Here is a 25,306-nt window from a genome sequence, read left to right on the forward strand (position 1 = left end):
TCTGTGCTAAGCGATTAGCGAGCGGCGTGGCCCTCCACATAATCGGTGTCTTTGTTGGTATTCCATGTAAACATCTGACGCAGCTCCAGGCCGACCTTCTCAATTTGGTGGCCTTCGCCTTCGGCGCGCAGACGCTTAAAATCAGGGGCTCCGGCAGCTTGATCGTCCATGAAACGCTTGGCGAAACTGCCGTTTTGGATATCCGCCAAGACGTCCTTCATATGGGCCTTCACTTCGGGGGTGATGACGCGCGGCCCGGAGATGTAGTCGCCGTATTCGGCCGTATCGGAGATAGACCAACGCATCTTGGACAGGCCGCCCTCGTTGATGAGGTCCACAATCAACTTCATCTCGTGGCACACCTCGAAGTAGGCGATTTCGGGCTGGTAGCCGGCTTCGACCAGGGTTTCAAAACCGTACTGGATGAGCTTAGACAACCCGCCGCACAGTACGTTCTGTTCACCGAACAGGTCAGTTTCCGTTTCTTCGGTGAAGGTCGTCTTGATAACGCCAGCGCGGGTCCCGCCGATGCCTTTCGCGTAGGACTTTGTCAGTTCCCAAGCGCGTCCGGATGCGTCGCATTCCACGGCGATAACATCGGGCACACCCTGACCGGCAACGAAAGTACGGCGCACCACGTGCCCCGGACCCTTGGGAGCCACCATGCACACATCGTGGCCGGGACCGGGCTTGATGTAGCCGAAACGGATGTTGAACCCATGAGCAAAGAACAGGGCGGCGTTCGGCTTCAGGTTCGGCTCGATTTCGGCGGCATAGACCTTGCTCTGCACCTGGTCAGGCAGCAGAATCATGACCACGTCGGCTTCTTTCACGGCATCCGCTACGGTTTTCACCGTCAAGCCCTGTTCCTCGGCCTTCGCCCGGGAGGAGGAGCTTTCGCGCAAGCCCACGACCACGTCGACCCCAGAATCGCGCAAGTTCAGCGCGTGGGCATGACCCTGCGAGCCGTAACCAATTACGGCCACCTTCTGAGACTGAATGAGCGACAGGTCAGCGTCGTCTTCGTAATAAATTTCCGCCATGATTTTTTCTCCTTAATTAATTGTAGAGGTGTTTCGTTGAAAAAGATATAGGGTGTTTTTCCGTGCAAAGACTAAGCAAAGCCAGGTTAATTTGCCCCTAAATTTGATCGGTAATGGACTTCGATCCGCGTCCAATCGCGACGTTGCCCGATTGGACGATTTCACGAACTCCGTAAGGCTCCAACTCGCGCAACAGAGCCGCGTGTTTTGCCGGAGAACCAATGGATTCGATGACCAGGGTGCCCCGCGACACATCCACGACATGCGCCCGGAACAGGTCCACAATCTGGAGTACCGCGGTTCGGTTCGTGTCGTCAGCCGAAACTTTGATGAGCATGAGTTCCCTCTCGACGGCTCGTTCGGGTTCCAACTCCACGATTTTCAGTACGTTCACCAGCTTGTTCAGCTGTTTCGTAACCTGTTCCAGGGACACTTCAGAAACATCAACCACGATGGTGATGCGCGAAATCTCGGGTTTCTCAGTTTCTCCCACCGCGAGGGATTGAATGTTAAAGGCACGGCGGGCAAACAGCGCCGCCACGCGGGTCAAAACGCCAGGCTTGTTTTCGACAAGCACCGACAGGGTATGCGTCATACTCATGTTTAGTCCTCCCAGGTCACAGTCTTGTCAGGGGCATAAATGACTTTATCGTTGGTCTGCCCGGCGGGAACCATCGGGAACACCATGGCATCGGGGCTGACCAGCACCTCAACCACGACCGGACGGTCGTCAATCTGGTGAGCTTTCTCTAGGGCTTGGCGCAGGTCTTTCGGGTCGGTAACCCGAATTCCCTCAGCTCCGTAGGCTTTCGCCAAAAGCATAAAATCGGGGATTCCCACCCGGTTTGCCTCATCGAGGTTACGGGCTCCGTCATGCAGGTCGGTCTGAGAATAACGTTCGTTATAGAACAAGGTCTGCCACTGGCGCACCATTCCCAGCGAGGAGTTGTTGATAAGCAGCACCTTTATCGGGATATGCAGTTGGGTGCAGGTGGCCAGTTCCTGATTCGTCATCTGGAACGAGCCATCTCCGTCTATGAGCCAGACTTCCCGATTTGGATTGGCGACTTTTGCGCCCATCGCGGCGGGGACGCCGAATCCCATCGTTCCCAGACCGCAAGACGAAATGTAGGTGCGCGGGTAACGGTAGGTCATAAATTGGGACGCCCACATTTGATGCTGGCCGACCCCGGTGACCACAATCGCGTCGTCGTCGCTGACCTCGTCCAGCACCTTGATAGCCTTTTGCGGGCTGACCAGGCCGTCCAAGGTATCGTCAAAGTACGCAGGGTACTTGTCTTTCAGTTTGGTCAAGGACTTCATCCACGGGGTCAAGTCCGGTCGTCCATACTGTTTGTAGGCTTGGGGCAGTGCCCGCAGCAGCGCCGCGACGACCTCTTTCAAATCCCCCACTATAGGAACATCGGCGTGACGAATCTTTGAGATTTCGGCCGCATCGATATCAACATGGATAACCTTGGCGTGAGGAGCAAAGGATTTCACGTCCCCGGTAACCCGGTCATCGAAACGCGTACCGAGCGCAATCAGCAGGTCCGCCTGCTGCATCGACAGCACCGCAGACACGCAACCGTGCATCCCCGGCATTCCCATGTGCTGCGGTGAATCATCGGGGAAGGCTCCACGCGCAGTCAGGGTGGTGACTACGGGAGCCCCAGTGGCATCAGCTAATTCTTTCAGCTCCGAGGTCGCATCGGCGGCAATTATCCCGCCGCCGATATATAGCACCGGTCGATGCGCCCCCGCGATTTCGGTGGCCGCCGCTGCGACCTGCTGTTTGGAAGGCTTGCCAGGCAGTTTGTATCCGGGTAACTCCATCGGTGGAGGCCAGGTAAAGGCCATTGTTTTGTTCTGGGCGGTTTTTGTGATGTCCACCAAAACTGGTCCGGGTCGCCCGGAGGAAGCGATGAAGAAGGCCTCGGCTAGGCGGGAGGGAATGTCCTCGGGACGAGTCACCAGGAAACTGTGTTTCGTCAGGGGCATTGAGGCACCGACAATGTCGGATTCCTGGAAAGCATCGGTGCCGATAGACTCCGCTCCGACCTGGCCGGTTATCGCGACCACCGGGACCGAATCCATCATGGCGTCAGCCAGACCGGTCAGCAGGTTCGTGGCGGCCGGTCCCGAAGTCACCAGCGCTACCCCGGTTTTCCCGGTGGATTTCGCGTAGCCCTCGGCAGCGTGGGCGGCGCCCTGCTCGTGGCGGGTCAGCACGAAGTTCAGTTTCTGGGAGTCATACAGCGGATCGAAAGTGGAGAGAATCGCCCCGCCGGGAATCCCGAAAATATCGGTCACTCCCAGTTCCTCCAAGGTACGAATGACAGCTTTCGCACCAGTCATGACTTCGCCGCGAGCTGCGGAATCAATTTCGTTGGGGGTCTCCTCGGGGCCATAGGCTCCCATGGATTTTGTTTCTGGTTCGCTCATGCACTCAACTGTAACTCTGGGGCGGAAAGGAAGAAAACTCGCAAGGGTAAAATCTCACTATGTGGATTCTGAACCGAATAATGAGACATTCCCGTCTTTAGATAACGACTGTGCACCAAGGTAAGCAAATGCCTGTTTTACAGCTAGTTTTTGAACTATGTCCGTTCAAAAGTATACCCCAAGCAAACTCTTTCGGGATAATAGGATGGTGTTTACTTACCTTGCTGCGAAACCTCTTGTATTGCTACTGCTCCTTCTGGGTCTGGGTATGGCCATCGGTCATATCAAAGTCAAAGGAATCTCATTAGGTGCTGCCGCGGTACTGTTCCTTGCTATTGCTATATCTGCCTCCGCAAAGGCTCAAGGCATCGAGCTAAGCATTCCCGTGGAGCTCTCAATGCTGGGCCTGGCACTTTTTGCTTTCTCTATCGGTTCGAACTCCGGGCCAAACTTTTTTTCGACACTTAAGAACTCCACCAAACCAATCTTGGCTCTTATCCTGATTTTCGTAATCGTTTCGGCCACCGCGGTAGGCCTAGGCAAACTCCTGAACATGAGCCCGGCCTCGGTGGCGGGAACTTTAGCGGGAGCTTTGACCAACACTCCCATGCTCGGAGCGGCGGGGACCGCTTCCGGAGACCCCGCTACCGCTACCGTCGGGTATTCCATTGCCTACCTCTACGGGGTGCTGGGAATGCTGATTTTCGCTGTTTTTGCCCTGCGGGCGGGAAAGCATGACAAGGATGCCCCCTCCCCCATCACCTCTCACACCATCCGCGTGGAACGGGAAGACCATCCTCGCTTGGGCGATATTTATCAGCATTACAACGAAAGCGTGGCTTTTTCCCGTCTGCGGCGCGGCGAAAAAGGCCCCATCATGCGCCCCACGATGGAAGATACCCTCAGCGAGGGGGACTTAATCACCGTGGTCGGAGATGCGAAATCCATCGAAAAGATTGAGTTGGAGTTGGGGCATCATTCGTCTCATTCCCTGCTGACTGACCGCAGCTACCTGGACTACCGACGCATTACTCTTTCCGACGCCTCCAAAGCTGGCAAGACCATTGCGGAACTGAACATGGGTGACCGCTTTGGCGCCACGGTGTCACGAGTTCGACGCGGCGACGTAGACCTAGTCGGTCACCCAGATTTGGTGCTACAGCTGGGAGATCGCGTCCGGGTGGTGGCACCGCTGTCAAATATTAAGGAAGTCACGAAATTCCTTGGCGATTCCACCAGCGGCCTGACGTCTTTGAACCCGGTAGCTCTGGGGTTGGGCATGGCAATCGGATTTGCAATCGGCCAAATTCCCATTCCAAATCCCTTGGGCGGTACATTTGAGATTGGTTACGCCGCTGGCTGTCTGATTATAGGACTAATCATGGGTCGACTCGGTCGTATCGGACCGCTGGTCACAGCCCTGCCTTTTACCACTGCAAAAGTGCTCAGCGAGATTGGTTTGCTCATCTTCCTCGCCCAAGCCGGGGTAGCCGCCGGTGGTTCTATCGGCGTGGCTTTCACCGGCGGTGACTGGTGGAAAATCTTGCTTCTCGGAATGATTCTGACCACATTGTTTGGGTTACTGCTCTATTTCATGATGCGCTTTGGGCTGAAAATGGGAGGCACCAAGCTGGCTGGCCTGCTGGCGGGGGCGCAAACCCAGCCAGCTGTTTTAGCTTTTGCCAACGGACAAACGAACTCCGATGGACGTATCGCATTGGGATACGCTATGGTCTATCCGGTCGCGATGATTGTCAAAATTCTTTGTGGCACATTCGTGGCTATGCTTTGAGGATTACCAGAGACAGCTGGGCAACTTTAATGGTGGTAGCGGGAGACGAGTTTGCTTAGTTGGCTGGAAGAATCAGCAACAGCCTGACCAGCCTCCAAAGTCGTACGCGCCCCCTCCGCAGACCTCTCCGCCGTAGACGAAACCGTCTCAATCGAACCCACAATATCCTGAGTTGTCTGCGCAGCCCCACGAACCACCCCAAACATCTCATTCGTCGTCGCCGTCTGCTCCTCAACCGCCGAAGCAATCGTCTGCTGAGAATCATTAATCCGCGAAATAATCTCACTAATCTGAGTGATAGCCTCAGCCGCCTTGGTGGAGTCTTCCTGAATAGAACTCACCCGCTCAGAAATATCCGCCGTAGCCACCGCAGTCTGCGCAGCCAAATCCTTAACCTCACCAGCAACCACCGCAAAACCCTTACCAGCATCACCCGCACGAGCCGCCTCAATAGTCGCATTCAACGCCAAAAGATTCGTCTGCTCCGCAATCGAAGTAATCGAATTCGTAATCTCCCCAATAGACTGCGAAGACTCACCCAACGTATCAATAACCTTCGTCGCCGAACCCACAGATTCAACCGCCTCCTCAGAAATCTGCGAAGCCGACGTAGCCGACTCAGAAATCTGACGAATCGCAGCCTGCATCTCCTCCATAGCCGCACTCAAAGTATCCATATTCGTAGCCAACGACTGCGCCTGCTCAGCAGCCCCCGCCGCCCGAGCCCGCGTATCCTGAGCAGTCTCATCCAACTCAGCAGCCGTATCAGCCAAATTACCAGCATGCTCCTGCAACCCCACAGAAGTACCACTAACCTCACCGATCAACTCATTAACCTGATCATTCTGACCATTAAAAGCCCTCGCCAAATCCCGAATCTCCGGCACACCCGTATCATCACGCAATCGAAAACCCAAATCATACTGATCATGATTCTGCAAAGCCACAGTATGCCGAGACAAAGGCAACCGGACAGTTCGTAGTGCCGCAATCAGGAACAGCAGTACCACCACGGCCAAAATAATAAATATCGCAATCAAAATATAGATGGTGACCTTTTGCAGGGAGGCAGCTCGACCCATTTGCGTATCGGCCGCATTGGCAGCCCCGGTTTCCAGCTGATTCAACATATTCAAAGGCGACATCACGGACTTGTACGAGTTGGAGTAGGCCTCTCCAAACACTAGGTCTGAGGCTGTTTGCAGCTGCGCCTCCGCATCCATAGCCAATTCCTCAGGCGAGAATTGGAAGTTTTCCAAATCGTTGGGCAGAGCGCTAAAGTCAGCTCCGCGGCTCAAAGCAGCCAAAGCCATGGCGTGAGTCTCAGTTTCTTGAGTGATTTTTCCTGCTTCCGAAGACTGCTGCACCAGCTTGCTTTCATCTTCCGTACCACCGTTGTCGGCGATGAGGCTAGCCCCATACTCTAAGTCGCGGTTCACATAGACCTGGTTGAAGTAATCCATCATGGCTTCTTCCAGGCCAGATATAACATAGACTCGCGCATTATCCGCCATATGTGTCCGGGCATTCTCTATGTAGGCAATCCCGTTATTACGCCGGTTGGATTCGTCTTGGGCCCGATTGACCTGACCTGTCGCGATGATAGTGCCAATTTGAGCGGCTACGCCCAAAATAGTCAGCGCCAGCACAACAATCATAGTGAATTTAATCATTGATGAAAAACGCATTTTTATTTCCTCCCTGACCTATGCAATCGGCGGATTCAAGGTTGCATAGTTGAGTGCGATGAATTCCTCGCCCCACGGTGCGAGTACTTCCTTAAGCATTCCCGTGTCCATCATTTTTTGCAGACCGGCTTGGATAGCTTTGGCCAACTCAGGATTGTCTTTCGCGGTAGCCGGACCCTGAGGTGCCACTTGGAAAGCCTCACCGATGGTGGCGAACTTTGGATTCCTCGACTCAGCGTAAGCCATCATCGGGCTTTCCCCGATGATTGCGTCCAAGGTTCCGTCTGCGACCTGTTTAACCAACTTATCTTGGTCAGCCTCGGAGACAATCTGGATTGCCGGTTTTCCGGCTTTCACGCATGAATCGCTGGTAGCCTGCAAAGTTTCGGCTTGTGTGGTGTCTGCTTGGGTGGCGACTTTCAATCCACAGGCGTTGGCGGGATCGAAATTGTTGGGGTTACCCGCCTGTGTGCCATAGACATATCCCGCCTGAATGTAGGCAACCATATTGGTCTGAGCCATCCGGGACTTGTTAACGGTCATGGAGGCCATGCCGATGTCATAGGTGCCATCGTTAACCTTGGGAATAATCGCGTCGAAATCTTCATCGCTAATTTTGAGTTCCGACACTCCCATCAGCTTTGACAGGGCTTTTAAGACGTCAACTTCGTAGCCCACCGGCTGATTGTTACTATCAAAGAACTCGGCGGGAGAATAAGGAATATCCATCGCCACCCGCAACGTATCCCGGTTCGCCTGGGGCAGCATCGCCGCGATTTCAGAATCCGGTTTGATGGAATCGAAGTTATAAGATTTCACTTCCGCTGAACTGGTCGAACCGGAACAGGAAGCCAGTGTTGCTCCCAACAGAGCGGCACCTGTTGCTGCCGAGATTATTTTCAGTATGAGATTCATTGCCTCTGCTTCCCTCCCCCGAAAAAGGGGAATCGCCTACAACTTCCCCGTTCTATGGTATCCCAGAGAGAAAAATTTGAAAGGGATTTCAGGCAATCGGCGGGTTTAGCGTGGCGTAATGCAACGCTATAGTCTCTTCACCCCAGGGAGACAGCACATCCGCAAGCATTCCCGTATCCATCATTTTTTGCAGACCAGCGCGCACCGCCTTGGCCAACTCCACATTGTCTTTCGCGATGAAAGGACCCTGCGGAGCTGTCTCGAAGGGCTCCCCGAACATCTCAAAATTCTGGTATTTTGCCTGGTTATAGGCTAAAATGGGCGTTTCCCCAATGATGGCATCAATGCTTCCCTGGTCGACCTGGGAAATCAATTTGTCCTGATCCGGCTCAGTAATGATGGTGACCGGCGACTTACCGATTAACACGCACTGATCGCTGGACGCCTGCAAAGTATCGGCCTGCGTGGTGTCCGACTGGGCCGCCACGGTAAACCCACAGGGCGAGACCGGGTCAAAATCCTTCGGGTTATCTCGCTGGGTTGCATAGCTGTAACCTGCCTCAACATAGGACACCATATTGCCCTGGCGGAGCCGCTCTTTATTCAACGTCAAAGCGGCCATACCCAAATCATCGGTGCCCTCGTTAACTTTGGGAATGATGGAGTCAAAATCTTCGTCTATGAATTGCACTTCTTTGATGCCCATTACCTTAGCGAGAGCTTTTAAAACGTCTACCTCATAGCCCACAGGCTGATTGGCGTCATCGAGAAATTCCGCCGGGGAGTAATGCAGTTCCATAGCAACCCGCAGCGTATCCCGGTTTGCCTGCGGCACCATCGCCGCGATAACCGGATCGGGTTTGATGGAATTAAAATCGTAAGACTGCATCGCCCCCGATTTTCCTGCTAACGCACATGACGAAAGCGCCACTGCCGTCATTGCTACACACGCTGCTGCAACCAACCTCATCGTGGGTTTCATATCAGCCAACTGCCTCCTGCTCTAGGACGAATCTCCGAAATTTAACCAGGGTTAGCACTAACCGAAGCACCCAAAATTGTACTCCTACCTGGCTGAATATTCACTGAAAAAATCACTCTGTTGACGTGAAAGTGTCCCGGTCCAAAATTGCCAGAACGTGGCCCAGCACCGGTGCGAGAACCTCTACTGTATCACGCACGGCGCCTGGAGAACCGTGGGGGACACCACTAGCGCGGCCCCCGCTGCCCGCGTGGAAATCCCCACCACGGGACGAGACATCATACCCAAGGGGGTAGCCTGTCGGTTACATTCCAGCAACGCGGCTTCCACTCCACTCAAACGGGCTTCCGCTAGGCCCTCAACAGCTTCGGGAGTGAGGTCACGCGAGCTAATCCCCGTTCCGCCCGTGGTAAAGACCAGCCGCGCCCCACTGCGACACGCCGCCAACACGGCCTTGTGAACGGAGTCCACCCCGTCAGGAACTACCACCGGTCCGGTCACCGCAAATCCCAGGTCTGCCAGCAATTCCACCGCCAACGGACCGGACCGATCCGGGTTTAGACTCGCGGAAACGGAATCGGAAACCGTAATGACGTAAGCCGGTGTCTGTGGCGGCAAAGACTGTTCAGTGTGGCTCATGATTCCCGCTCCCACGTCCCGGAGCGACCTCCGGATTTATAGGTCACGAAGGCCTCGCCGCGTTCATTCAGGTGGTTCATGGGCAGGGTATTTTCCATCACAAGTCTTTCTGGGGACGTCCCCATTTCGGGGCAAGTTTTCTGAACTGACCCTTTTAATATATGCAGGAAATCGTTTCCCTTACTAGAATTGTCGGGTGGAATTGTTTGGGATCAGCGGTTCGGAGCTGCTGCTCATTTTGGTCGTGGGCGTCATCGTCATCGGCCCGAAGCACGCCGCCCAAGCTCTGCTATGGTTCAAAGGAGTGATTGAGTGGCTGCGGGCATGGTCCGCCCGTCTGCGCGAAGAAGCGAATTTCACCAAGTCCGGCCTCAACGTAGATTTAAAAAACTTTGATCCGCGAGAATATGACCCGCGCAAGATGATTAAAGACGCGGTGGCCGAAGAAATGCAGCTGTGGATGGAACAGGCCACCAGTATCGAGAAAGCCGCCACACCGGGCCTTGTGCCGGGAAAAACCCCGGACAACCCCAAACCGTTGCCAGACCCTAAACCTGACGATTCCCCTGCTACCCCACAGGCCGACCCTCCAGATGCTCCTCCGGCCACTCCCCGTCAAGAAAAGCCCGCGTAAACTGATAAACTTGTGTTGATTTAGCCCTATATAGAGGAGAGATTAATGGTTCCGGCACATGTGATGTTGTTCAGCGGAGGCCCCGCAGTGTGGATTACTGTCATCATTATTTTGGTCGTGGTTTTCGGTGCCTCGAAACTGCCGGAAATTGCTCGCAACGTGGGCAAATCCGCAAAAGTATTGAAGGAAGAACTCAACGATTTGACCGAGGACACCAAGGCTGACGGAAAAGCTATCGAGAGCAAAAATGATGCCGCCAACGATTCCTCGAAAACTGACCCGGCCTCAGGCAACGATGCCGCTAAGTAACCGCTCAAGTGCCCACTGAGAAACCATCTGACCAGAATCGTGATGCCAACTCAGAAGGCGTCATGACGGTGACCGCGCACCTTGCCGAGCTGCGAAAACGCATAATCTGGTCATTTGCGGGCATAGCCCTGGCAACGATTGGCGGATGGTTTCTCTATGAAATCGCGCTGGCACACATTACCGCCCCCATGAAAGACGTCGCCGGGGCCAACCTGAACTTCCAGACCATCGGCGCGGCCTTTGACCTGAAAATCCGCGTGTCCTTGTGGCTGGGAGTGCTGATTGCTTCGCCGTGGTGGATTTTTCAAATTTTGGCTTTCATCTGGCCCGGTCTGCGTCGCCGGGAACGGTTCTGGATGCTGATTTTTGGTGTGGCCGGAGTCATTTTGTTCGCTGCTGGTGCGGTATTCGGCGACTGGACCGCGCCGCGGGCCGTATCGATTTTGTCCTCATTTACACCCCCGGATTCGGCGATGCTGCTGCAGGCCGATGCCTACATCAAGTTCTATATTCGCCTGGTGTTAGCGTTCGGGATTTCTTTCTTGATTCCCGAAATTTTGGTCATGCTGAACTTCCTCGGAGTGTTGAGCGCCCGCACCATGTTAAAAGGCTGGCGCTGGGCGACGATGGTGGCGTTTATTTTCTCGGCTATCGCCAACCCGCTACCAACCCCGTGGCCCGTCATCCTGCAGGCCTCAGCTCTGCTGGCACTGTATTTCCTGGCGGTCGGCATCGCGGCACTCCACGATTGGCGCCGAAACCGGAAGCAACCGTAACCCCGGCAACTATCAAAACCGCGCCGAGGTCAGATTTCGAGGACTTTCACAATCGACCACGGCGCCACGGATTCATCTAAGAAAATCCCCCTACATCTTACCAATGAACGGTAACGGAATCATTGCCCGACGGATATGCAGGGTATAAACCACCAAATCGTTTATGGTAAATTCTAATTTGTCCTAGGCTTGACTGACCGGCGAATGCCACAGTAGTGCCGACCATAATATCTGGATAAATACAATCAGACTCCATTCCAGAAGGGCTCACATAGCATACCTTAATCACATCGGTAGGATTGCCTCCGCCACCGCTTGAATAACTGGTCGCCCGATACTCAACATAGGTAATAGGATGGGACGGTGGGGTTGGATATGCCAGATGAAAGAGGGTATTAGCAACCCATTCATCCGACCCTTGAATGGTTACAGGTTTTTGTGAAGCACTCCAGGATTTAAAATCAATAATAATCTGAGCGTTAGAAACCGAACCTACCGACCCCAAAGCAAACAAGCAGGCAATGAAAGAAACAACTGCAACAAATCGCGTCCTCATAAATCCTCCAATCGATTATGCATACCGTTTAAGTTTTTTAATTATCGACCTAATCGGGCACGGTAGTCCTGGAACAGGATACCAGCTATTTGTGCGTCGCTATCGAAGCTAGACTGAGGCGCATCAGACAAATAACGCGCCATATCTGCCACGAATCGGGCATCTTTACCTTTGGCAGTGGGATGCAACGGATCAAATGACATCAGCAAGAAATCCTTAGGAAGGCGGCTGGTCTCGAAAGCAGTCGAGCCGATAAACTGATTCGCGAATGCTCTGTCTTCCCGACCTGCCGGCCGGTCACCAATCGTATGGCGATTCACTCCAGCCCAAAAACTGAAATTATTCTCAAATTGGATAGCGTTGGAAATGTCGTATCCGTTGTCCTGCGCGTATGCATAGGCCACAGCCATAATTTCGACGTCAGCAAGCGACAAGTTAGCTCGACTGGCCCACTGAGCCATGACATCTTCCATGTCCTGGGCTGTAATTTCGACTGGGGTTCGAGCATAGGAATATCTAATGTTCAACCCGCGTAACAGCTGTTCCTGTAATCGACCTTGACGGGAAATTTCAACTTTATCCTCGATTGGCTGGTTCGCTTTAGATTCTGTCGCCAGCAATGTCCCCGACCGCGCGCCAAAATCCCCAACCCGGGTGGTATACCGGGTTTCCCGCAGACCAACATCAGCCAAAGCCGCAAAAGGAATCTGCAGCATAACCAGCTCCTTTGTTCAATGTGTACTGACTATCAAGCCAAACACATCAGATACAACCTCAGGTTAGCATAGCCGTGCTAGAAAAGATACCCTTTTCTGTATTTTTTGCACAAAGATTGCTCCCTACAAAGACTTAGTACGGACATAGGTTCCTGGCTGTGCCAAGCATCTCTTGATGCTCAGATTATCCGCTACTCTCACCATTACCGAACAGCCGTAACCCCGGCAACTATCAAAACCGCGCCGAGGTCAGATTTCGAGGACTTTCACAATCGACCACGGCGCCACGGATTCAACATCTCGGTCTATCAGCATCAAAGCGTTCGCTTTATGCAGTGAGGCCACCAGGTGTGACTTCGATCCTAAGGGGTGGGTACGCTGAACCGTGGCGGTTTGTCCCGGTTGTCCCGGCGTCAAACGCACAGGCACCACCTGGACTTTGCCTCGTGGAGAGGTCCACGCCTCCACCACGGTCGCTTCCTGGCACTCGTGCACCCGCTGTGGGTCACGCCCGCCGAGCTTCGCCAGCACCGGCAGTGCAAACAGATGCCACGAGACGAAAACCGAAACCGGGTTTCCCGGCAGAGTCCGCACCGGTATCCGGCGCCCGCCGCTCGCCTGCACGAAACCGTAACCTTGAGGTTTACCCGGCTGCAGGGCAACTCGTGCGAAATGGAATCCCCAATCGCTAACACCTTGTTTCACCACCTCATAAGCGCCGGCCGAAACCCCGCCCGAAGTGATGACCAGGTCGCTCACGTCCGCCACCCGGCGCAAGGTTTCACGGAACTGCGCCACATCGTCCCCGCAAAGACCCGCGAAACTGACCTCCGCCTGGGCCACTCGCGCTAAGGCCGACGCCAGAGACGAGTTTGAATCCGGAATCATCGATCCTTCCAGCGACGCCCCCGCTCCCGCCAGTTCGGAACCGGTGGCGATAATTCCCAAACGCTGCCATTATTGGCAGCTACCCGGCTATTCTCCCCCTATAATCTCCGATTCCAATTTGATACCTATGGAATTGGCTCTTCCGGACAGTCTTTCAGCACCCCCGTCATGGCCTGTTTCTCTGCCGGGGTAACCCACAGCCCGTATTTCGCTTTCACCGCAATCTGACGCGCCACGTAAGCGCAGCGATAGTCCCGTGCGGGCGGCAGCCATTCGGACGCATCTTGCGATTGTTTATCCTGATTGGCTTGGCCTTTTACTGCTTCCAAGTTCAGCGGATCGTTGGCGATGGCTTCCCGTTCCTGCTGGCTGAGCTGCTGGCCGCCTGTACGCCACACGTTACCCAACGCCACCACGTGATCAATCTGGACCGCGTCAGAGGTTTCCTGAGACCGCCTGAAATCAATGGTTTCCCCGGTGTATTTATCGTGCAAAACTCCGCTTTGTACCACGCAGTGCGCGGGAGTGTTGTTCGTAGCCGCCCGGTATTGGACGTCCTCTAGATCGCGAGCCAACACTTCGTTGCGGGTATTGCAATTGTCACCATCAAGGTCCAGCCACCCCTTGCCGAACAGCCGCTCGCGGTCAAAATCGTGGAAAGAATCTTTGTCGCGCACTTCCAAAGTGTCCAACACGTCACTAGCGCGGCTCCCCGCAGTTTTTCCGGCGGCGTCACGAGTCTGTTCCTCGGCGTTCCCGGATTGGCTGGCGGAATGGGTCCGGTCACCGCCGATGAGGCCGAACAACCAGCCGTCGTCCCCAACAAACTGGGTGCCCAAACCGGTCACGGCCACCACGGCGAACGCCACCAAAGCCAAATTGCGCCCCCGCTGGTTACGGTTTGAACTCTTGCCAAACCACCCGTCCCAAGGCGCTACCTGCGGTGTTTCCGGTTCCAGACCGCGGTTTTCCTCCGGCACAGCACCCTGACCAGTGTTGTCCTTATAGCTCATGCTTCCAGCCTAACGAAGTAATCTTGCCCGGTCACATCTGCCACCAGTCCCACACCGCGAGGGCTGTCCCCGAAGGCGGCAAAATCAACAACGGTGTCTCGTGACGGTGCCACCACGGACTGAGGCGTGAAAACTCCGGCGGAAAAGCTGGCAAAATCCGGGTCTAGGGCCACCCAATCCACCAGCTCCATCCAGTCCAGTTTGTCGAATTGGCCGGTCACATCGTCCTCAGCGGTATCTGTTGCCACCGCGGCATCCAGCTTCGCGAGGCGGGTTTCGACTTCTCGACTCAATGACTCCAAGCCCGGCACGATTTGGTTGGCGGCCCAGGAAGCGGAATCTCGCCACACTTCAAAGCCGACTCCGGCTTGCACCAGGCGCCGCCGGGCCAGATGCACCCCCAAACTATTGCGCTCTATTCCCAGGAAACGTCGCCCCAGTTGGGCTGCCGCCACCAGAGTGGAGCCGGATCCGGCGAAGCAGTCCATCACCAGTCCCCCCGGCGGGCACGCCGCGGCGATGGCACGTTGCATGACTGCCACCGGCTTTTGGGTCGGATACCCTACCCAGGTTTCAGAATGATTTGGCGGCCGGGAAATCTGCCAAACATCGGGGGCGACCATGCCCTGCGGATTGAACAGTTCGCGGCGCTTCGGGGCTATGGCTGCGTTATACGCCACCCGCACCGCATCGGGGTCAAAATAGTAGCGGCGCCGGTCGCGGGCATAAAACAGGATAGTGTCGTGTTTGTGGCCGAAAGCCCGCCGCGACCCCCCGCCCGAAGCGTAAGCCCACACAATCTCGTTGACCAGGCTATTTGCCCCGAACACCTCGTCCAAGACCAGGCGCAACGCGGCGGAGGAATGCCAATCGCAGTGGACAAAAATCGTTCCTGTTGGCGACAAAAATCGCCGTAGCACCGTCAGTCTCTCGTACAAATTTTGCAGGTAGTCCGCGGTTTTCCAGCGGTCGCCGTACTGTTTCACAGCGATGGTGCGTTTCGGGCCAGCCCGGCGGTGCGTCCGAATCTGTTGCACATAATCCGCCCCGGAGTTAAACGGCGGATCAATATAGATACAGTCGACGCTGCCCTCGTAGTTAGGCAATAATCCGCTCATGACCTGCAGGTTTTCCCCGACATAGAGGAGGTTTTCGCTCTGCGTTGTCGCAACTTCGCCCCTGAGCGTTTCCCGGTAGCGCTCAGCTCGGACGTAGGGCCGGGGTGCGGCCAGTGTCACTTCGTGTTTTCCGCGCCACGTCAAAGCCAGTTCCGGGGGTTTTTCCTGCACCATCCCATCCTACTGTGGGCGGCTCAGCCGGCAATAACCCGCCACTTCCGGAGGGAAGCCGTGCTTTTCACCCCCAGAGAAATTCCGCGGCAGGGCATGGCGCAATCGGCTAAAATGGGATTCACAGCCAAGCGGGAGGAAACGGGTCATGAGTGAGGGCAGCGGGGGTTTGTTCGATAACCCCTTTGAATCACCGTTCGACAACGCGCCTTTTTCTGTCAATAGGCTGCCCAACCTGACCCGTGACCGGGTTAAGAAAGTCTTGGAAGGACACAACTGGAGTTACCAGGTCAACCACGATGGTGACGTGGGCGGGGCTTGGCAAAACGGCATCTATTACTTTCAAGTAACAGGGGAAAAGGACACTATCCTCTGCGTGCGCGGCACATGGCGCGGTGAACCGGAACTGGACGATTTCATTCTGATTAACTCGATTTGTAACCGTTGGAACACGGATTATTACTGGCCGAAAGCCTACGCGCGAGTGACCGAGGATCGCGAAGTCTACGTGCATACGGAACTGCCCATCAGCTGGCGTACCGGCTTGACGGACGCACAGCTGGACGAACAGGTACGTTGTGCCTTGGAATCCAGCGAGGATTTCTTTGAGCATCTGGCCGAGCAACTCCCGAGCGCGATGCCGGAACCGGACGAAGATTCCGAATAGGCTCTTACGTGGGCAGCAACCACCACAGGGCGCGGCCTTTGGCACGGTAGCGTTCCAAGAAACGCTCCATCCGCACTGCCCAATAGGATCCCAAACCGTGACGCACCCGCAGTACCTGCCGGGCAGCATCTTTGCCTTTCTTTGGGTAGGTCAGCTCTGCATAGAAACCCCGCGGAGAAATCAGCCCGTAATCCCAACACAAACTCAACACTGATTCGATTTCTTCCAAGGTTTCGGGCAACACTTTGTTTCTCTGGCCGGTCAGTTCCTCAATAATCAAATCCGTAACCTGGCGGCTCATCAAGTGAGCCATGTCGCGAGTCTGCATCGGGACGGGTGCCGGGGCGGAATCGCTATCCGCGTCAAGTTCGCGCGTGTCCATAGCGATAGCCGAACCAATCCCGAAAATATTGCGATACGTGGGATTGCGGAAAGTTCGCGGCAGCACCGTCACTACCTGACCGGAAGCGTTTTGCTGGGTCTTTGCGTCCACCCGTAGCCGCCCCCAGCCGTCATAGAGATCCTCGCGCAGATCAGCTCCGTTCGCGTCATGCACCGCCAAGGGCGTGAGGACCCGCGCCGCCTCCACCGCCACCAAATCACATTCCATCTCTCCGGGCTGGCCCTCGCCGTGTACCGGAACGAACCTGACTCTTCGCCCATTGATCGAGGCCAGACGCATATCTTTGTGCAGAATCAGGCGGTGCGTATCGATGAGATGCACAAGGGCGGTCTGCATGTCTTCTTCCATCTTCGGGTCGTCAGTTTGGCCGTACATCCACGGCCGTCCCGCATCAAAAAAGTGCAGTTCCACCCGCGAGCGCAGAAAAGCGGCCCGCAGCACCTCGTCCACGCACAGGGCATATTCCAGCGCCCCGTAAAATCCGCCCATGCCGCGAGCGGAACGACCGATAGCGATGACTTTCGGTTTGCCTCCCACCGGGGAATCCTGCATTTCAAACAGCAGTCTGCGCAGTTCTGCTTCCCCCGCGATGGCACTGTCCAGGCGGTCCAAGACACAGGTCGGCACCGTGGTCGATTCCGCGGGAATGCCCGCTACTCGATCGATATCGTGTCCGGTGGCAATGACCAGGTAATCGTAAGGCACCCGCGCAACTTGACCCTCCAGGTGCGAGCCAGTAAAAGTCAGTTGGACCTGGGGACGCGGGTCGTCTCGGTAGCCTTTGGGGTAAACCGCAGTAGCCATGCCTTGGTGAAAAATAATGCCTTTGCGTCGGTAAAGCGGACCGAGCGGGACAACTTGCCGATGCACCGGCTGCAGGCCGGAGGCAATCTGGGCCATGACATCAGGATTCGTCCAAGCCGAGCCGGGGCTGATGACGATGACATCGTGGTCGTCTTTGAGGCGGTGTTTTAAGCCGAGGGCTGTGGAGTGGCCGGCCATTCCAGCTCCAATGACAACAATCCGGGCCATGCTTCACCGGGCTGAATTGTCCAGGCGGACTTTGATGGTGCTGGTGGCTTGTTCCACCGGCTTGATTTTCAGCTGGTCGATATTCACGTGCGCCGGCAAATTCAAGGTCCACACAATAGCTTGGGCGATATCGGCCCCCACCAGCGGATAGTCCACCCCGGCATAAACGCCCTCCGCCGCAGCCTTGTCCTCCAGGCGCGACAGGGAAAATTCCGGGGTTTGCACCAATCCGGGCATAATCTCGATAATCCGAATCGGCTGACCCACCAATTCCAGGCGCAGTGTTTCGGGCAGCATCGCCTCGGCGTGCTTGGCGGCGGTATAGCCCGCCCCGCCCGGGTACGTCTCGTGACCGGCAGTCGAGGTGACGAACACCAAATCCCCACCCCCGTGAGCCAACATTTGCGGCAGGAAAGCCTGGGTGACCTGCAGGGAGGACAAAACGTTGATGCTGTACATGGTTTTCCACCGCTCCAGCTTCGCCTCCATCACGGTGTCGGTGCCGCGCGCTCCCCCGGCATTATTGACCACCGCGTCCACGACCTGTCCCTCGGCGGTGGCCCACTCAAACAGCGCCTGCACGTGCTCAGGAATGGTCAGGTCAGCGGCAAAAGCCGCGCAGCCCGTCTCATAAGCCAAGGCCGCCAGCCTTTCGGCGCGCCGGGCGGTCGCCAACACCTCCCACCCGCAGGCACACAGCTGTTTCACGGTTTCCCACCCGATTCCGGTAGAAGCCCCGGTCACGAGCACTCGTCCCGGCTGGCGGGCCGGTCGCGTTTCGGGAACTGTAATTCCAAAACTTTGGGGGTCAAGAGTCTCTTGGGACGGCTTTACGGGTCCGGGTGTGATGCTCATCTTTCGGTCACCTTTCCAGAATTTTTGGCTGCAGAGCCACGCTATAGACTTAGCCTATAGGAAAACGACTCCGGCGGTTTGCTCTGAACGCCGAGAAAACCGCTCAAATCAAGAAAAGAGGCAAGATGAAACTCGGTTTTATTGGAATGGGTGCCATGGGTTCGGCAATTGCGACGGGGGCTCTCAAACATGACTTCGTCAAGTCCCGCGACCTGAGTTTTTCTGATTTCGGCGTAACCCCGGGTGAACACCCGCTGACCAAGGAGTTTGGAGCCTCACAAGTGGCTTCTAACCGGGAACTGGTCGGGTCGGTTGACGCGGTAGTCGTCGCGGTGAAACCGAAACATATCGGCACAGTCCTCACCGAAATTGCCCCGGAGCTGGGAGGAAAGCTGGTCATTTCCATCGCCGGAGGGGTCGGGCTGGACCACCTGGAGGGCTGGCTCACCCCGGAGACTCCCATTGTGCGGGTCATGCCAAACCTGAACGCCCAGGTCAACGCCGCCATGTCGGCCTTGTGCGCGAACGCGACGGTAGCCCCGGAACAAAAGCAGTACGCCCTGGGCCTGTTCAACGCGGTGGGCCGCACAATCGAGCTGGAGGAATCCTTGTTCCCCGCGTTTACCGCCATCGCTGGTTGCGCCCCCGCCTGGACTTATACCTACGTGGAAGCCTTGGCGAAAGCCGGCGTGGCGGCGGGCCTGACAAAAGCGGCGGCCATCGAGTCCGCGACCCAGATGCTGCTTGGCTCCGCCCTCATGCTGCAAGACGGTTTGGAAAAGGGCGCTCACCCCTGCCAGCTGGTCGATAGAGTGTGCTCCCCCGGCGGCTCCACCATAGCCGGTTTGCTGGCGGGCGAGGACGCGGGATTCTCACGGGCCGTAGTACACATGGTTGAGGGCGCTATGGCCGGGGATGCCAAAGCGACCCAGAAATAACCTCGCCCACCGAACGCGTTAGGGTAGCGGGAACGCGAGCGGGTAGACTATTGCAGGTAAATCACGACAATAAAAGGAAAACGATGACCGAGAGACTGAAAGCTCCGAGCGTACCGGCAAAGACGACCCTGGACGGGATTGAGGACAAATGGCGCGAAGTGTGGGCGGACGCGCAGACCTACGCTTTTGACCCGGACACTACCCGGGAAGCCGTGTACTCTATCGATACCCCGCCGCCCACCGTGTCTGGCTCGCTGCACGTTGGTCACGTGTTTTCCTATACACACACGGATTTGGTGGCGCGTTACCAACGGATGCGCGGTAAGAACGTGTTTTACCCGATGGGCTGGGACGACAACGGTCTGCCGACCGAGCGCCGGGTGCAAAACTATTTCGGGGTGCGTTGCGACCCGTCCTTGCCCTACGTGCCCGATTTCACTCCGCCGTATGAGGGCGGGGAAGGCAAGTCCATTAAGAATGCTGACCAGGTGCCGATTAGCCGCAAAAATTTCGTGGAACTGTGCGAACGTTTGACCGCTCAAGACGAAAAACAGTTCGAGGAACTCTGGCGGACGCTGGGGCTGTCTATCGACTGGTCCTACACGATGCAGACTATTGGTAAGCCTGCGCAAAAGGTGGCGCAGACGTTTTTCCTGCGTAACTTTGCTCGCGGCGAGGTGTACGCTGCCGAAGCGCCAGGTCTGTGGGACGTCACGTTCCAGACCGCGGTGGCGCAAGCCGAGTTGGAGGCGCGCGACTATCCCGGCTCCTACCATTCTTTTGCGTTCCATCGCGAGGACGGCAAGGGCGACATCGTTATCGAGACGACTCGTCCGGAACTGCTGGGGGCGTGCTGCGCACTGATTGCCCACCCCGACGATGAACGTTACGCCGATATGTTCGGCACCTATGTCACGTCACCAGGGTTTGACGTGCGGGTTCCCGTGTTGGCTCATCCCGAGGCCGAGATGGACAAGGGTTCGGGTATCGCCATGTGCTGTACTTTCGGCGACTTGGTGGACGTGGATTGGTGGCGGGATTTGCAGCTGCCGACCCGGGTTATCCTGCGCAAGGACGGTCGGATTATTCCTGACGTGCCGGATTGGATTACCTCCGAGCGCGGTCGGGCGCTGTATCAGGAAACCGCTGGGAAAACGACGTTCTCTGCCCGGAAAGCTATCGTCGAGGCATTGCGAGAATCCGGAGAAATGCTGGGGGATCCGAAACCGACCCAGCGTATGACGAACTTTTACGAAAAGGGCGACAAGCCTCTGGAAATCGTGACTTCACGCCAGTGGTACATCCGCAACGGCGGCCAGCCTTATGCCCGCACCGCGGGAGGCACGGATTTGCGTGAGGAACTGTTGGCGCGCGGGCGTGAACTGGACTTTGTGCCTGACTTTATGCGGGTTCGCTACGAAAACTGGGTCAACGGTTTGAACACCGACTGGCTCATTTCCCGCCAGCGTTTCTTTGGGGTGCCGCTGCCCCTGTGGTATCCGGTCAAGGACTCTGGTGAAACGGACTATGACCACCCGATTTTGCCCAGCGAGGACGTGCTGCCTATAGATCCGACCACGGATACACCCGCGGGGTTCGAGGAATCTCAGCGTGGCGTGCCGGGCGGTTTCGTGGCGGAAGTCGACATTATGGACACCTGGGCGACCTCCAGCCTGACCCCCGAAATTTATTCGGGTTTTGGACGGGACGAAAAGCTGTTTGCCACGACTTTCCCGATGGACTTGCATCCTCAGGGTCAAGACATTATTCGTACTTGGCTGTTCTCGACTGTGGTGCGGTCCCACCTGGAGTTTGACGCTCTGCCGTGGCGCCAGGCCGCGATTTCGGGCTGGATTTTGGATCCTGATCACAAAAAGATGTCCAAGTCCAAAGGCAACGTGGTGACCCCGATGGGACTGCTGGAAAAGCACTCTTCCGACGCGGTGCGCTACTGGGCGGCCTCGGCCAGGTTGGGGACGGACGCGGCCTTTGACGAGGGCGAAATGAAGGTCGGGCGGCGTTTGGCCATCAAACTGTTGAACGCGTCGAAGTTCGCGCTCTCCATGGGCGGGGACGCCGACCTGGTCTTGGATCCGGCGCTGGTAACGGTCGAGGTAGACCGGTCTTTGATTGCCACCCTAGCGGAAGTCATCGCGTCTGCGACCAAGGCTTTCGAGGAAATGAACCATGCCCGCGCCCTGGAAGTGACCGAGAGCTTCTTCTGGACGCTGTGTGATGATTACTTGGAGCTGGTCAAGGACCGCGCTTACGGCAAGGATTCGGCGGCCGATAGTGCCGCGGTAGCTTCCGCGCGCACGACCTTGGCACTGGCGATTGATAACGTGGTGCGCCTACTCGCGCCGTTCTTGCCTTTCACCACCGAGGAAGTGTGGTCCTGGTATCGCACCGGGTCGGTACATCGGGCGGCTTGGCCCAGCACCGACGGTTTGGATAGCGTGGGAGGTAATCCCCAGGTGCTGCAGGCGGCCGGCGGAGCGTTGTCGGCCCTCCGTAAGGTCAAGTCGGATGCCAAGGTGTCCCAGCGCACCCCGTTCTTGCACGCCACCGTAACTTTCCCCGAGCCCGATGTGGCGTGTGCCGAGGCGGCTCGCGCCGACTTGGTGGCCGCCAACCACGTGGAGGGCAAGCTGGAGTTCGTTGCTGGCGAGGTCGAATCCCCGCAGGTCAGCGCCGCCGAGCTGGGCGAGCCCCCGGCAAAACCGGCGAAACCAGCGAAATAGTTTCCTGCTCTAGCCCGGGAACAGTCCCCTTTGCGCTCGCCAGCGCCAGGAACTCATCACCGGAACCATCTAGAAAAATGAACCATAGTTCATAAATCCATCGAAATTGGATAAAAATGGACCGTACTTCAGAAATAGAACGCGGTTTCTGAGAATCAAGCCTCAACTACATCGGGAGAATTTCTAGGCGCGCCGCCAGTTTTCGCGCGTCTTGGGGCGTGTCGACGTCCGCGCAATAATGTTGTGGGTCCGCCACTGCGGCCACCTCCAGGCGGGAAAAACCGCTGCGGATTGACCGGTTCCGCACTTGGGGTAGTCCCCGCAAGGCGCCCAGCCGGTAGCAACCGTGCAGGTACTGGAATCGCGTTTCGCCATCGTCCGCCAGCGGCGCCGCCCCGGCACAGTCCTCTATTTGCGCACACAGGTTCCCCCACAATCTTGGGGTCAGTGGCGCGTCACAGGGCATCACCGCCACGACCGCAGAATCCGGCAAATCCCCCAACTGTGCCACCCCGGCATTGAGGCCCGCCAGCGGTCCACCCAAAGGGGGATCTTCCAACGTCAGTACTACCCCGGGGGGGAACCGACAGGCGTCCGGGTGCGACCACGACCAGCCGACCGGAGCACCTGGTGCGCTCGATTTCGGCAAAAACCCAGTCAATGAGCCTGGTGCCTCCCACCCGATAGTCGGGTTTGGACACTCCGCCCAAACGTTTCGCGGTCCCTCCTGCCAAAATCACCACCGCGTCCGGTACAACCGCCGGGTTTCCTGCACAGTTACACATTTACGTTCAGTCCACCTCCTGGGGTTCGCGCTCTCCCCCGAAAGCGTTTAGGTAAATTGTAGGCTCTGTGCAGAACTTTGGTTTGGCTACCGACCGGGCACAAGCCGGCGGGCCGCACCCGCCCGTTACGGCGTCAGTCCGCCAACACGGGGCTCAGTGGCAGCGGTTCGGGCAAATCTAAGGAGATGCTCAACTGTAGCTCGGGGTCGGCAAATACCCTCCCGTTGGAAGTCATGGCGAGGGCGCGATACGCCCCACCCAGAACGCCCTTCTGAGTCAAATCGTGCAGCAGGGGGGTGCCCCCCGCAATCAGCGCGGTAGAGAGAGCCTCGCAACTCATCGCGTCAGGTCCCACCACAAGTGCCGCGCAAATATCGGTAAACGCGAGCTGCCCGTCCAGACCGCGAATGTGGCTGCGCACCAGACTGGGGACAATATCCGTTTGCGGTAGTGCGGAAAAGGAGAGGGACTCGTTTTCTATCTGCAGGTTTCCTAGGAATTCCCGGCCTGTCCAGGGCGATTGGACTCTGATGATGGCCCGGCGATTCGGTGCCACAATCGACGAACCTCCGAACGAAACCAAGACGTCGCTGCCGCCCGATTGTGCAATGAGGGAAGCCAGGTGCGCGGCCGCGTAGCCTTTCGCGATACCTCCTAAATCTAGGCTCCCAGCCCCCACTCCCTCGGTGAGACGAGCCTGCTCGCCCCGCAGTTGGAGCGTTTCGGCACCCAATCCCAAGCACGGGAATAGTTTAAAGAACCCCCTGGTACGCTGCGACCAATCCTGAGCAGCCCGAAACACCGCAGCACAGTGCGGTCCGACATTGATCCACTCGGTGTTCATGCGACTCACGGGTGAATCCGCCCGAAACCGCGACAAGTCATCCTCCAACTGCTCCACCCTTTGCGGCAGGCTCACCCGGAGGACTTCCGCGACCTGGGGAGCGCTGCGCCACGAGACCGTCACCAGCGTTCCCATCGCGGCAAAAGTAATCGTGGTTTCTCCGTGCAAAATCTGCGCGAGGTGCACAACGCCTACTTTTTCGCGGTGTCCATAGCCGCCTGCACCGCGTCGAGGAACAACCGATGTGACAAGGACGCCCCGGCCACCCTATCGACCTGATTTTGATTCCCGGTCCTCAAGAACTGCTGTACATAGCGCTGTTCGGCGCTGATAGCGTCTTGGGCGCGCTGGTAGAACTCCGTGTCTATCCCGCCGCTAGCGGTTTTCCCGTAATTATCGTCGTGTACAGTCCCGTCTTTGTCATAGAGACGAAACTCAGCGTCAACCACCTGACCGTTCTTAATTGTGAAGCGAACTTTGCCGACCGTACCGTCCTCTTCGGGCTGCGAGCTGCCCGCATATTGCCCATCGGGCAACGTTGAGGCTGCTGGGTAAGTCGCGCAGCCGCTGAGGGCGACCATGCCGATAGCGAGCAATGCCCCCGCGGTCGTTTTACGCATCTTTCCCTCCTGTTTCCGACGTTTCCGGCGTGCCTGTCGTGGAATTTTGCGGCTGATTTTTCACTTCGCTGACGATTTTTCCGTGTTCCAAAATGATTTGGCGCTGACCTTGCCGAGCGACGTTGGCATCGTGGGTGACGACCAATAGCGTGGTGCCCTCCCGATGCAGCTGCGAAAAGAAATCGATAACGATGTTTTCGTTTGCCTCGTCGAGGTTTCCGGTCGGTTCGTCCGCCAAAATGACAGAAGGGTGGTTGATGAGGGCACGAGCCACGCACACGCGCTGCTGCTCTCCTCCGGATAGTTCATGAGGGAGGTGGGTGGCGCGAGCGGACATGCCCACCCGGTCTAGTGCCTCCATCGCCTCGGCTTCATCAGGGAGGGAATGGTAGTACTGGGCCATCATCACGTTTTCCACCGCGGAAAGGTGCTTGACCAGGTGGAACTGTTGAAAGATGAGGCCAATCTTGCGGCGGCGCACCGCAGCCAATTCCAGTTCACCCATCTTGTCCAGACGCTCCCCCTCCAGGTAAACCAGTCCTTCGGTGGGAGAATCCAGGCAGCCCAAAATGTTCATCAAGGTCGACTTGCCCGAACCGGACGGACCCACTACCGAGAGCCACTCGCCTCGGGCCACGTCCAGACTGACATTATCCAGCGCCGCCAACTCGCCGTATTTTCGAGACACATTCTCGACTCGATAAATCAATTGTTCATCATTATTATCTGCCATAGC

General features: G+C 56.7%; 26 protein-coding genes. 7 read left to right on the top strand and 19 right to left on the bottom strand.

Annotated elements, in window-relative coordinates:
• Positions 1 to 14: 14 nt before the first annotated feature.
• From ilvC to SPI05_RS07900, 3 genes are all read right to left on the bottom strand, one after another.
• On the bottom strand, positions 15 to 1,043 hold the full coding sequence (gene ilvC / locus SPI05_RS07890; RefSeq protein WP_321077581.1) for a ketol-acid reductoisomerase: 1,029 nt from the start codon (positions 1,041 to 1,043) through the stop codon (positions 15 to 17).
• 97 nt (positions 1,044 to 1,140) lie between these two features.
• On the bottom strand, positions 1,141 to 1,644 hold the full coding sequence (gene ilvN, locus SPI05_RS07895) for an acetolactate synthase small subunit (protein ID WP_295027507.1): 504 nt from the start codon (positions 1,642 to 1,644) through the stop codon (positions 1,141 to 1,143).
• A 2-nt stretch (positions 1,645 to 1,646) separates the two neighbouring features.
• On the bottom strand, positions 1,647 to 3,488 hold the full coding sequence (locus SPI05_RS07900; protein WP_321077582.1) for an acetolactate synthase large subunit: 1,842 nt from the start codon (positions 3,486 to 3,488) through the stop codon (positions 1,647 to 1,649).
• Positions 3,489 to 3,693: 205 nt separating this feature from the next.
• Here SPI05_RS07900 and SPI05_RS07905 point away from each other — a divergent pair, with 205 nt between their 5' ends.
• On the top strand, positions 3,694 to 5,280 hold the full coding sequence (locus tag SPI05_RS07905; protein ID WP_321077583.1) for an aspartate:alanine exchanger family transporter: 1,587 nt from the start codon (positions 3,694 to 3,696) through the stop codon (positions 5,278 to 5,280).
• Positions 5,281 to 5,306: 26 nt separating this feature from the next.
• On the opposite strand, the gene SPI05_RS07910 is transcribed toward SPI05_RS07905, so the two are convergent.
• The 4 genes from SPI05_RS07910 to SPI05_RS07925 form a co-directional block, all read right to left on the bottom strand.
• Positions 5,307 to 6,968, bottom strand: coding sequence for a methyl-accepting chemotaxis protein (locus tag SPI05_RS07910; RefSeq protein WP_414601980.1), 1,662 nt, complete (start codon positions 6,966 to 6,968; stop codon positions 5,307 to 5,309).
• 18 nt (positions 6,969 to 6,986) lie between these two features.
• On the bottom strand, positions 6,987 to 7,883 hold the full coding sequence (locus SPI05_RS07915; RefSeq protein WP_321077584.1) for a transporter substrate-binding domain-containing protein: 897 nt from the start codon (positions 7,881 to 7,883) through the stop codon (positions 6,987 to 6,989).
• Positions 7,884 to 7,971: 88 nt separating this feature from the next.
• Positions 7,972 to 8,853 (bottom strand): transporter substrate-binding domain-containing protein, encoded by an 882-nt coding sequence (locus SPI05_RS07920; RefSeq protein ID WP_321077585.1) that lies wholly within the window; start codon positions 8,851 to 8,853, stop codon positions 7,972 to 7,974.
• 195 nt (positions 8,854 to 9,048) lie between these two features.
• Complete coding sequence (locus SPI05_RS07925; RefSeq protein ID WP_321077586.1) at positions 9,049 to 9,504, bottom strand: molybdopterin-binding protein; 456 nt, start codon at positions 9,502 to 9,504, stop codon at positions 9,049 to 9,051.
• A 196-nt stretch (positions 9,505 to 9,700) separates the two neighbouring features.
• Between SPI05_RS07925 and SPI05_RS07930 the strand changes: the two genes are divergently transcribed.
• Genes SPI05_RS07930 through tatC form a run of 3 tightly spaced genes read left to right on the top strand, consistent with a single transcriptional unit; the run spans position 9,701 to position 11,223 of the window.
• Positions 9,701 to 10,138, top strand: a complete 438-nt coding sequence (locus SPI05_RS07930) for a translocase (RefSeq protein WP_321077587.1) — start codon at positions 9,701 to 9,703, stop codon at positions 10,136 to 10,138.
• A 45-nt stretch (positions 10,139 to 10,183) separates the two neighbouring features.
• Positions 10,184 to 10,447 carry a twin-arginine translocase TatA/TatE family subunit gene (locus tag SPI05_RS07935; protein WP_321077588.1) on the top strand — a complete coding sequence of 88 codons (264 nt, stop codon included), beginning with the start codon at positions 10,184 to 10,186 and terminating at the stop codon, positions 10,445 to 10,447.
• An 8-nt stretch (positions 10,448 to 10,455) separates the two neighbouring features.
• Entirely contained in the window at positions 10,456 to 11,223 is a 768-nt protein-coding gene (gene tatC, locus SPI05_RS07940; protein ID WP_321077589.1) for a twin-arginine translocase subunit TatC, read from the top strand.
• A gap of 97 nt (positions 11,224 to 11,320) precedes the next feature.
• On the opposite strand, the gene SPI05_RS07945 is transcribed toward tatC, so the two are convergent.
• The 5 genes from SPI05_RS07945 to SPI05_RS07965 form a co-directional block, all read right to left on the bottom strand.
• Entirely contained in the window at positions 11,321 to 11,779 is a 459-nt protein-coding gene (locus SPI05_RS07945; protein ID WP_321077590.1) for a hypothetical protein, read from the bottom strand.
• Positions 11,780 to 11,820: 41 nt separating this feature from the next.
• A complete protein-coding gene (locus SPI05_RS07950) occupies positions 11,821 to 12,495 on the bottom strand; it encodes a hypothetical protein (protein ID WP_321077591.1) in 675 nt (224 codons plus the stop codon).
• Positions 12,496 to 12,744: 249 nt separating this feature from the next.
• Positions 12,745 to 13,443, bottom strand: a complete 699-nt coding sequence (locus SPI05_RS07955) for a molybdopterin-binding protein (RefSeq protein WP_321077592.1) — start codon at positions 13,441 to 13,443, stop codon at positions 12,745 to 12,747.
• A gap of 65 nt (positions 13,444 to 13,508) precedes the next feature.
• Complete coding sequence (locus SPI05_RS07960) at positions 13,509 to 14,396, bottom strand: HNH endonuclease family protein (protein ID WP_321077593.1); 888 nt, start codon at positions 14,394 to 14,396, stop codon at positions 13,509 to 13,511.
• Positions 14,393 to 15,688: a site-specific DNA-methyltransferase gene (locus SPI05_RS07965; RefSeq protein WP_321077594.1), complete on the bottom strand. Its 1,296-nt coding sequence runs from the start codon at positions 15,686 to 15,688 to the stop codon at positions 14,393 to 14,395. Before SPI05_RS07965 ends, SPI05_RS07960 begins: the two co-directional genes overlap by 4 nt.
• Before the next feature lie 145 nt (positions 15,689 to 15,833).
• On the opposite strand from SPI05_RS07965, the gene SPI05_RS07970 reads away from it, so the two are divergent.
• Positions 15,834 to 16,352: a YbjN domain-containing protein gene (locus SPI05_RS07970; RefSeq protein ID WP_321077595.1), complete on the top strand. Its 519-nt coding sequence runs from the start codon at positions 15,834 to 15,836 to the stop codon at positions 16,350 to 16,352.
• A gap of 4 nt (positions 16,353 to 16,356) precedes the next feature.
• Here SPI05_RS07970 and SPI05_RS07975 read toward each other — a convergent pair whose 3' ends face one another.
• Complete coding sequence (locus SPI05_RS07975) at positions 16,357 to 17,787, bottom strand: FAD-dependent oxidoreductase (RefSeq protein ID WP_321077596.1); 1,431 nt, start codon at positions 17,785 to 17,787, stop codon at positions 16,357 to 16,359.
• 3 nt (positions 17,788 to 17,790) lie between these two features.
• Positions 17,791 to 18,642 (bottom strand): SDR family oxidoreductase, encoded by an 852-nt coding sequence (locus SPI05_RS07980; RefSeq protein WP_321077597.1) that lies wholly within the window; start codon positions 18,640 to 18,642, stop codon positions 17,791 to 17,793.
• Between the two features lie 125 nt (positions 18,643 to 18,767).
• Here SPI05_RS07980 and proC point away from each other — a divergent pair, with 125 nt between their 5' ends.
• Together proC and valS are read left to right on the top strand one after the other, a co-directional pair.
• The gene (gene proC / locus SPI05_RS07985; protein ID WP_321077598.1) at positions 18,768 to 19,580 is read left to right on the top strand and encodes a pyrroline-5-carboxylate reductase; all 813 of its coding nucleotides are present in this window, start codon (positions 18,768 to 18,770) and stop codon (positions 19,578 to 19,580) included.
• A gap of 83 nt (positions 19,581 to 19,663) precedes the next feature.
• On the top strand, positions 19,664 to 22,321 hold the full coding sequence (gene valS / locus SPI05_RS07990; RefSeq protein ID WP_321077599.1) for a valine--tRNA ligase: 2,658 nt from the start codon (positions 19,664 to 19,666) through the stop codon (positions 22,319 to 22,321).
• A gap of 166 nt (positions 22,322 to 22,487) precedes the next feature.
• Here valS and SPI05_RS07995 read toward each other — a convergent pair whose 3' ends face one another.
• The 5 genes from SPI05_RS07995 to SPI05_RS08015 form a co-directional block, all read right to left on the bottom strand.
• Entirely contained in the window at positions 22,488 to 22,865 is a 378-nt protein-coding gene (locus tag SPI05_RS07995) for a molybdenum cofactor guanylyltransferase (protein ID WP_321077600.1), read from the bottom strand.
• On the bottom strand, positions 22,777 to 23,106 hold the full coding sequence (locus SPI05_RS08000; RefSeq protein ID WP_321077601.1) for an NTP transferase domain-containing protein: 330 nt from the start codon (positions 23,104 to 23,106) through the stop codon (positions 22,777 to 22,779). The genes SPI05_RS07995 and SPI05_RS08000 overlap by 89 nt, the downstream gene beginning before the upstream one ends.
• 133 nt (positions 23,107 to 23,239) lie before the next feature.
• On the bottom strand, positions 23,240 to 24,136 hold the full coding sequence (locus SPI05_RS08005; protein ID WP_321077602.1) for an FAD:protein FMN transferase: 897 nt from the start codon (positions 24,134 to 24,136) through the stop codon (positions 23,240 to 23,242).
• Between the two features lie 5 nt (positions 24,137 to 24,141).
• Positions 24,142 to 24,570 carry an FMN-binding protein gene (locus SPI05_RS08010; protein ID WP_321077603.1) on the bottom strand — a complete coding sequence of 143 codons (429 nt, stop codon included), beginning with the start codon at positions 24,568 to 24,570 and terminating at the stop codon, positions 24,142 to 24,144.
• Positions 24,563 to 25,303 carry an ABC transporter ATP-binding protein gene (locus SPI05_RS08015; RefSeq protein WP_321077604.1) on the bottom strand — a complete coding sequence of 247 codons (741 nt, stop codon included), beginning with the start codon at positions 25,301 to 25,303 and terminating at the stop codon, positions 24,563 to 24,565. Before SPI05_RS08015 ends, SPI05_RS08010 begins: the two co-directional genes overlap by 8 nt.
• Positions 25,304 to 25,306: the final 3 nt, after the last annotated feature.

Origin of the sequence: Mobiluncus sp., from assembly GCF_034180645.1 — a bacterium.
Lineage (GTDB): Bacteria > Actinomycetota > Actinomycetes > Actinomycetales > Actinomycetaceae > Mobiluncus.